Source organism: Salinivibrio sp. PR919 (genome assembly GCF_001995355.1).
Lineage (GTDB): Bacteria > Pseudomonadota > Gammaproteobacteria > Enterobacterales > Vibrionaceae > Salinivibrio > Salinivibrio proteolyticus.
Genome location: NZ_MUFL01000113.1, coordinates 1 through 7,757 on the forward strand (window position 1 = coordinate 1; position 7,757 = coordinate 7,757).

At 51.9% G+C, this 7,757-nt stretch carries 9 protein-coding genes and 1 pseudogene; 3 read left to right on the plus strand and 7 right to left on the minus strand.

Annotation, left to right across the window (positions count from 1 at the left end; translation table 11 throughout):
- Positions 1–4 precede the first annotated feature (4 nt).
- The 3 genes and pseudogenes from ftsX to ftsY all read right to left on the minus strand — a co-directional run bounded on the left by ftsX (position 5) and on the right by ftsY (position 2,823).
- Complete coding sequence (gene ftsX, locus BZG83_RS15150) at positions 5–949, minus strand: permease-like cell division protein FtsX (RefSeq protein ID WP_077481780.1); 945 nt, start codon at positions 947–949, stop codon at positions 5–7.
- On the minus strand, positions 942–1,610 hold the full coding sequence (ftsE, locus tag BZG83_RS15155; protein ID WP_069589049.1) for a cell division ATP-binding protein FtsE: 669 nt from the start codon (positions 1,608–1,610) through the stop codon (positions 942–944). The genes ftsX and ftsE overlap by 8 nt, the downstream gene beginning before the upstream one ends.
- 2 nt (positions 1,611–1,612) lie before the next feature.
- Positions 1,613–2,823: pseudogene (ftsY, locus tag BZG83_RS15160) on the minus strand (signal recognition particle-docking protein FtsY).
- 87 nt (positions 2,824–2,910) lie between these two features.
- Here ftsY and rsmD point away from each other — a divergent pair.
- Together rsmD and BZG83_RS15170 are read left to right on the plus strand one after the other, a co-directional pair.
- Positions 2,911–3,522 (plus strand): 16S rRNA (guanine(966)-N(2))-methyltransferase RsmD, encoded by a 612-nt coding sequence (rsmD, locus tag BZG83_RS15165; protein WP_077481782.1) that lies wholly within the window; start codon positions 2,911–2,913, stop codon positions 3,520–3,522.
- Positions 3,519–3,785, plus strand: a complete 267-nt coding sequence (locus tag BZG83_RS15170; RefSeq protein ID WP_069590257.1) for a DUF1145 domain-containing protein — start codon at positions 3,519–3,521, stop codon at positions 3,783–3,785. The genes rsmD and BZG83_RS15170 overlap by 4 nt, the downstream gene beginning before the upstream one ends.
- Before the next feature lies 1 nt (position 3,786).
- Here the strand turns inward: BZG83_RS15170 and BZG83_RS15175 are convergent, their stop codons facing one another.
- The 4 genes from BZG83_RS15175 to BZG83_RS15190 all read right to left on the minus strand — a co-directional run bounded on the left by BZG83_RS15175 (position 3,787) and on the right by BZG83_RS15190 (position 6,365).
- Positions 3,787–4,089, minus strand: a complete 303-nt coding sequence (locus tag BZG83_RS15175; RefSeq protein WP_077481784.1) for a putative signal transducing protein — start codon at positions 4,087–4,089, stop codon at positions 3,787–3,789.
- A 9-nt stretch (positions 4,090–4,098) separates the two neighbouring features.
- Positions 4,099–4,728, minus strand: a complete 630-nt coding sequence (locus tag BZG83_RS15180; RefSeq protein ID WP_077454998.1) for a lysoplasmalogenase — start codon at positions 4,726–4,728, stop codon at positions 4,099–4,101.
- A gap of 133 nt (positions 4,729–4,861) precedes the next feature.
- The gene (locus BZG83_RS15185; protein WP_077481786.1) at positions 4,862–5,221 is read right to left on the minus strand and encodes a DUF4145 domain-containing protein; all 360 of its coding nucleotides are present in this window, start codon (positions 5,219–5,221) and stop codon (positions 4,862–4,864) included.
- A 133-nt stretch (positions 5,222–5,354) separates the two neighbouring features.
- Entirely contained in the window at positions 5,355–6,365 is a 1,011-nt protein-coding gene (locus BZG83_RS15190) for an acyltransferase (RefSeq protein WP_077481788.1), read from the minus strand.
- Between the two features lie 252 nt (positions 6,366–6,617).
- Between BZG83_RS15190 and BZG83_RS15195 the strand changes: the two genes are divergently transcribed.
- The coding region (locus BZG83_RS15195; RefSeq protein ID WP_077481790.1) for an AbgT family transporter at positions 6,618–7,757 on the plus strand (1,140 nt) is incomplete at its 3' end.

The window sequence follows — 7,757 nt, forward strand, 5'->3', positions numbered from 1 at the left end:
AAGTCTACACAGGTTCAATTTCTTTTAGATGACGACGTGTCGCCAACACCGCGGCCAACACCCCTAATAAGGTGGACACCATCAACAATAGCAAAGATTCATCCCAACCAAGTCCGGTGAGCGTAAAGCGATTGTCATAAAGCTGTGCCAATTGACTGACCGCCGCATCCATTAAAAACGTATTTAATGCGGTAATCACCCATGCTAACACCGCCGCCAATCCGCCTAACCAAGCGCCCATGTAGAGATAGGGACGCAAAATAAAGCTGTCGGTTGCCCCCACCATCTTCATCACTTGAATACGGGATTGATGATGGAGCACCTGTAACCTCAGGGTATTGCCGACCACTAGCAGCACCGCTGCCAGCATCAGCCCCGAGAACAACCAAGCCAAGGTGATAGCGATGTGCTTGATCGCTTCCAGTCTGGCTAGCCAATCGCTGTCGAGACGTACCTCTTCGACACCATCCAATGCAATAAGCTWCGCCGATAACCCTTGCGCCACTTGGCTGAGCGCAACCTGTGTGCCGCTGTCAGAGGCAGACACATCAACGCGCGGCACGACCACTAACACCGCCGGAAGCGGGTTGTTGTCGAGCAAGCTGACGGCTTGCTCAAAGCCACGTTGGACACGCAAAGTATCGAGCCCTTGTGAGGGCGAAATATAGGTCACACTGGCCACATCGGACCAACCGCGAATATCGCTAGCAAGGGCTTGCGATTGTGCCTCGGTCTGCGCTTTATCAAGATAGACACTCAACTCCGCCGGGTTGTGCCATTGGTCGGTCACTGCTAAGACATTTTTAGCCAGTAAGTAGAAAGTGACTGGCAAGGACAGGGCCACTGCCAGTACCGTCAGGGTGAGCAAATTCCCAACCGGACGTTGAAAGAGATCTTGCCATGCTGCGCGGGCGTGTCGGCGCTGGGTTTGTACAAAGCCTTCAGCCATGACGTACCTCCGCCAAGCTGCCTTGGTTTAGTTCAAAACGGCGCAAATGGCGATATTGTTCAAGCAAGGACGTATCATGGGTCGCCATTAAAATGGTGACGCCCACTTGGTTGAACAAACGAAATAGCTCCATGATTTGCGCCGATAATGCAGCATCCAAATTACCGGTTGGCTCATCGGCCAGCAGCACTTGGGGACGATTCACCACCGCACGGGCAATGCCGACACGTTGCTGTTCACCCCCTGACAACTGAATAGGATAACAACGCGCTTTATCCAGTAAGCCGACTTTATCCAGCGCCGCCGAAACCCGTTTTTTGATCTCGTTGTCAGACTGTTGCTCAATGCGCAAAGGGAGCGCGACGTTTTCATACACAGTCGCGTCCATCAATAGCTTGTGATCTTGAAAGATGATCCCTAAATGACGGCGCAAAAAGGGAACATCTTGACGAGGGATCCGAGAAATATCATGACCATTGAAAAAAATCTGCCCATCACTGGGCCGCTCAATGGCACAAATCAGCTTCAGCAAGGTGCTCTTGCCCGCGCCAGAGTGGCCGGTAAGCAGCGCCATATCACCCTTAGGCAAGTCAAAATTCACTTTTTGCAGTGCTTGGCGGCCGCCTCGATAGGCTTTACTGACCTGCTGAAACTGGATCACGGTTACTCCTCCCGGCTAAATAAGGCCTCGATAAAGTCATTGGCATTGAAGGTGCGAAGATCCTCAATGCCTTCGCCTACCCCAATATAGCGGATGGGAATATTAAATTGTTCAGCCACGGCAAAAATGACGCCACCTTTGGCGGTCCCGTCCAATTTTGTGAGGGTAATACCGGTTAGCGGCGCAATGTCATTAAACAGTTTCGCTTGGCTGATCGCGTTTTGTCCGGTGCCAGCATCAAGGGTCAGCATCACTTCATGCGGCGCGCCAACATCCAGTTTTTGCATTACACGCACAATTTTACGCAGCTCTTCCATCAAGTTGGCTTTGTTTTGCAAGCGTCCCGCGGTGTCGGCAATTACCACATCCACATTACGGGCTTTCGCCGCCTCAATCGCATCATAAAGCACAGAGGCACTGTCAGCGCCGGTGTGCTGGGCAATCACAGGCACTTGATTACGCTCGCCCCAAGCCTGAAGTTGCTCGACAGCCGCAGCGCGGAAGGTGTCACCAGCAGCTAGCATCACCGATTTGCCTTGGTCTTGGAATTGACGCGCCATCTTACCAATGGTGGTGGTTTTGCCCACCCCGTTCACGCCAACCATTAAGATCACATAAGGCTTTTGATCGCTAATCACCAGCGGCTGTTCAACTTTTTCCAGCATCTGCGCCATTTCTTGTTTGAGAATGCCATACAGGGCTTCCCCATCTTTCAGATCGCGACGGCTAGCTTTATCGGTCAGGTTATCAATGATTTTGGTGGTTGCTTCCATACCCACATCGGCAATCAGCAACTGTTCTTCAAGCTCTTCGAACAATTCATCATCGATCTTTTTGCCACTAAATAGGCCAAAGAACCCAGACCCTAAGTTGGTCTTGGTTTTTTGTAAGCCACGTTTTAGGCGGGCAAAGAAGCCTTCGCGCTGCGGTTTTTCCCGCTCGCGAATCGCAGTAGATTGTGAGTGTGAGTGTGAGTGTGAGTCTGGCTCTGGCTCTGGCTCTGGCTCTGGCTCTGGCTCTGGCTCTGGCTCTGGCCTTGTTCATTTTGTGATGCAGCCTGTTCATTGAGGCTATCAACCGATGTGGCTGACTCCACCGCGTCTTCCGCCACGTCTGACGGCTGAGTATGCGATTCTTGTTCTGGTTCTGGCTGTTCTTTTTTGCGGCCGAAACCCAGCCACGACATTAATCCACGTTTCTTTTTTTCTGCCATTGGCAAATCCTAAAGCATGCTTGGTACAATCAGCGGCACATTACCGAATCGGCATAGTCTATCACCTTCTTTACGGTCAAAAAATCTATGGTTAAACGCGCCTCCCGGAAACCTTCATCTGCTTCGCCATCCCGTGCGGCAGGTACTGTGAGAATTATTGCTGGCCGCTGGCGTGGCCGAAAGTTGGCAGTACAGGATGCGCAAGGCCTGCGCCCCACCACAGACAGAGTCAAAGAAACAGTGTTTAACTGGTTAGCCCCCTATCTGCCTGGTGCCCGCTGCTTGGATGTTTTTGCCGGTAGCGGCGGGTTGGGGTTTGAAGCTCTCTCACGCGGTGCTGCATGGGTCACATTTTGCGAAATGAATCCCCAAGCGGCGAAACAGCTGAGCACCAACCTCACCCAGTTACAGGCAGCGCAGGCGAATGTGGTACAAGGCGACGCCTTAGCCAAATTGCGCGCAGGCCATCAGGGTGAACCGTTTGATATCGTCTTTGTTGATCCTCCCTTTCGAGAAGGATTACTGGCAGACACTCTGAATGCGCTAGAATCGCAAGGTTGGCTGTCACCCGATGCCTGTATTTATGTCGAAGCCGAGAATGAACTCAGCACGCACGATGCACCGGCTAATTGGCGGTTGCACCGAGATAAATCCGCGGGCCAAGTCAATTATCGACTGTATTTTAGAGAGGATGCATGAAAGCACTGATTATTCTGGCTAAAGCTGCCATCGCCTTTGTATGGCTGGTATTGATTGCCAATATGTTTCACCCCTTCCCGGGCGTGGCCGCGATGGCGCTGTATATTATGACTGGCTTTTTATTGGTGATGCATGGATTGCAGATGCTGATCTTCTTAGGCGCGTTTGGCGATAAAATTGCGATGACGCGTTGGGAGAAGTGGTCCATTTTGATTTTTGGTATTTTCGCGCTGCTCGATATTCGTCGAAAATATATGGTCTGAGCTAGTCATCACGGTTGTGTTGGCATTGCCAGCACAACTCAAAACTGCCCGCATTATCCTCACCACAATAGCCACACACCCAGCGTGTCTGGCTTTGTGCTTCGTATTCTTGGAGTAACACGCGCGCTTGATGGGTATGCTCTGGTGCTACCCAAAGCGTGACGCCTTGCACATCGGTCGGCAGTTCACCGACCGCCGCGCTTAAGGCCTCACCTTTTAGCACACAATCGATATTGTGGCTCGCCAGCAACCCCTTCAGGCTGTGTGCTTCAAGTGTATTACTGGCTTGATAGACCTTTTCCACCCCGTCGCCTCACGATGCGTAAATCACTGATGCAGTGATCAGAGCTTGAGCCATAAAGTAGGTTGTCATTACTACTGCCTGAGAAGCACGAAACTCACCTTTAAAGCGTGAAAACGCCAACACCGTATCTGAGATCATAAATAAAATGGCCCCACCAAATGCCAATGCTGCGGGCGTCGAGTGGGTATTGAGCCAATACTCGCCGGCCGCCCATGCCATTTGTACGATCACCGCAATATAAACGGCAACTGGCAACGCTAACTTGCCGAGACTGGGCAGTAATAACAAAAAGACAATGATCCCGAGTCCGGACAGCAAGGACGGCAACCACCACACAATATGGCCATCGAACTGATACCAGAACGCGACGGTATAGACGATATGGGCAAACAAAAAGCTAGTGAGCCCCTGCACAAACCTATCTTTGGGCAGCATTAAGAAGATATCACCGACCAGCGAAAGCAGCAGCGCCGAGAGCACGAGCTGAGCGTAAGTCGACTCGGTAATCTGGGTACTGCCAATCAGTACCAGCAGCACTATAGTGAGCGGCTTAAACAGATAAAACTGCCAGCGAGGACCACGGTAGGCTGCGGAGATATGTAGCAGTCCAGAACAACAGACAGCGAACCAGCTCCACATGATTATCATTCCTTTCACGACAAGGACGCCAAGTCTATGCCGCGTTGGGCAGATGTCCAGCTACCCTTGGTGAGAACAAGATCCAGTTAGAAAAAATGACGACAAGAAAGGGCAATCACATTCGCCTTTGGTGTTAGCCGCTCCACTGAGGCCACACTTGTGCGTAAAACCAAAGCGCGCCGGCGGTAAAGAGAAAGATAAGACCGGCAGCCAGCCGCCAAATCAAACGATGACTGCGCGGGACCAGCTCCGCTTCACACGCTTTGCACACGGACACGAATTGGCGTAAGTCGTCCACTTCAAAGCCTTCTTCATGCACCACTTTGTTGCGGATCGTCGCCACAAAACGCAGCTTGCCGATCACATCATTGGGCAAACGTTTTTGGCAACTATCGACAAGCTGGTGCAAGCCTTTTCCATCCGCGTGGTAATGCTGACGCAGCAGGCTTTCTAAACGCCGACTGTGTTTGATCACCACTGCTACTTCATCCATGGTTTCTCCCTTCGCTGGTCACTCACCAGTTTATACAGTATGGCGGTTTTTGTGTCGATTGGATGGCGGGTCTATCACGATTGCGATCTTGACCAATGGATTGACCCTATACGTCTGACCGATTGGCCGCCCATCAAGGAACCAACCAAGCGGTGGCTCGGTGACGCTGCAGCCACGCTGTGACCAAAGCGGCGCCACTAAAGGCATACAGAGTAAGCACTGGGATCCACCACCAAGCCGGCGATAACGTGGGCCAATAAGTACGTATTGGCCACAAAAATAAAGGGTGGATAAGGTAAATGCCCAAGCTATAGCGACTAAGTTGCGCCAGCCATGCCGGGCTTGCCCGTCCCGCCATCAACGCACGCACAGCCAGAAATACTGCAGCGCTGATTAAAACGGTATTMACCGTGGTGTATGACAGCCAACCTTGGGTGATATAGCGTTGGTGGGCAAGGCTGGTCGCTAAAACCTGATACATGGTTGCGCCCAATGCCGCCACGCCCAAACCCCACCACAACACCCGAGCACGCGGGTATTGGTGCAACCAAAAACCTAGCCATAAATAGCCGCCATACAAGATGAAATCGTTGCGCCACCAGCCTTGTCCTCCGGTTAAATACCAAGCCGTCACGCCAATCCACAGCAAGCCGACCAGTGCGATGGCTGTAGACGGCAAACGAGCTAATATCGGCCGTAACACCGGCACCCAAAGCAGCAAGGGAATGTAGTAATAGAAAAAGCCCAAGTGGTAATAGGTTTCGTGCCATGGCGCCTCTTGTAGGGTCGAGAGCGTGGTAGCCAGCGAAAAGCCTTGCGCTGAAAGGCCCGAAATCACCGCAAACATGGCAGACCACACCACAAAAGGCACCACGACTTTCATCACCCGCCGACGCAAAAAGTGTGACCAATTAAAGGGTTTACTCGCCGACAACAGCAGCAAGCCCGAGATCATGATAAACACCGGTACCGCCCAGCGGCTGACGGTATTGAGTCCTACCGCAATCAGCCAATCGCTGTCTGGAATTTGACCCAGCTCCATACGATAGGGGCCCAATACATGAATCGCCACCACAAACAGGGCGGCCAGCACACGTAATCCATCGAGATAGTCGATATGCCCTTGGGAAGAATCATCCTGCATTTGTTAACACCTTTTTACGTTTCAGGCTGTCAGACGCTCTCAACATATTACGCGAACTTACGGTGAGATAACCGACAACTGCGCAAAGATACAGTCAAATATGTCAGTTTTTATCCATAAAACCAGTACACGGATCGGTTTATTGAGTTAAAAATTAGTGTTTAATCTTGCAATCTAGTTAAAAAAACAATTAACATCCGGCCTCCTTTTCCCAGAGACGGGAAAATGCAGTTCAACCAAGGAGACGATGACATGCACTCAAGTACCACTGAGCAACAAGGTGGGCCGCAAAAGCGCACGCTGTTTACGCGCTTTCTCGATACCGTCGAATGGCTCGGCAACTTGCTTCCTCACCCAGTGACACTGTTCGCAATCTTCTGTGTCGCGATTCTTCTCGCGTCCGGTATTGCCGGTTACTTTGATCTTGCCGTCGCCGACCCTCGCCCTGAGGGCGCGAAAGGACGTGCCGCCGATGGCATGATTTATGTGCAAAGCCTACTAAACGCCGAAGGCTTGCAAATGATAGTCACCAACTTGGTGAAAAACTTTACTGGCTTTGCCCCACTCGGCACCGTACTGGTGGCCATGCTCGGTGTATCGGTCGCAGAGCATTCGGGACTATTGTCAGCCTCGATGCGCGGCTTGGTAATGGGCGCGTCGCGCCGTACCGTGACCTTTACCATCGTGTTTGCCGGTATTATCTCGAATACGGCTTCAGAGTTGGGTTATGTCGTTCTGATCCCACTTGCGGCGATGATCTTCCACTCATTAGGTCGTCATCCATTGGCTGGCCTTGCCGCCGCGTTTGCCGGGGTATCCGGCGGTTACTCGGCGAACTTGTTGTTGGGAACTGTCGACCCTTTATTGTCTGGGATCACCGAGTCAGCCGCGCAAATGATTGAYCCAGACTACAGTGTCGGCCCAGAGATGAACTGGTACTTCATGTTTGTCTCCACCTTCTTTATCGCCTTTGTCGGTGCGTGGATCACCGATAAGATTGTCGAGCCTAAGCTGGGCCAGTATGACCACGACCAAGCCTCTGAAGATGTCGCCGCCGCCTCCGCGAGCAAGCTAAATGATGACGAGAAACGCGGTCTTCGTAATGCCGGGATTGCGGTGCTGATTGTCAGCGGCATTTTAGCGCTCACCATCGTCCCTGAGTGGGGACCACTGCGTCACCCCGAGACCAATGAAGTGGCAGGCTCGCCGTTTTTGAAAGGCATTGTTGCCTTTATTATGGTGTTCTTTGCCGTTCCCGGTATTGTGTTTGGCCGTACCGTCGGCACCATCAATAACGATCGCGACGTGATTGATTCAATGTCTAAGTCGATGAGCGCTATGGGCATGTACATCGTATTGGTGTTTTTCGCCGCCCAGTTTGTCGCCTTCTTT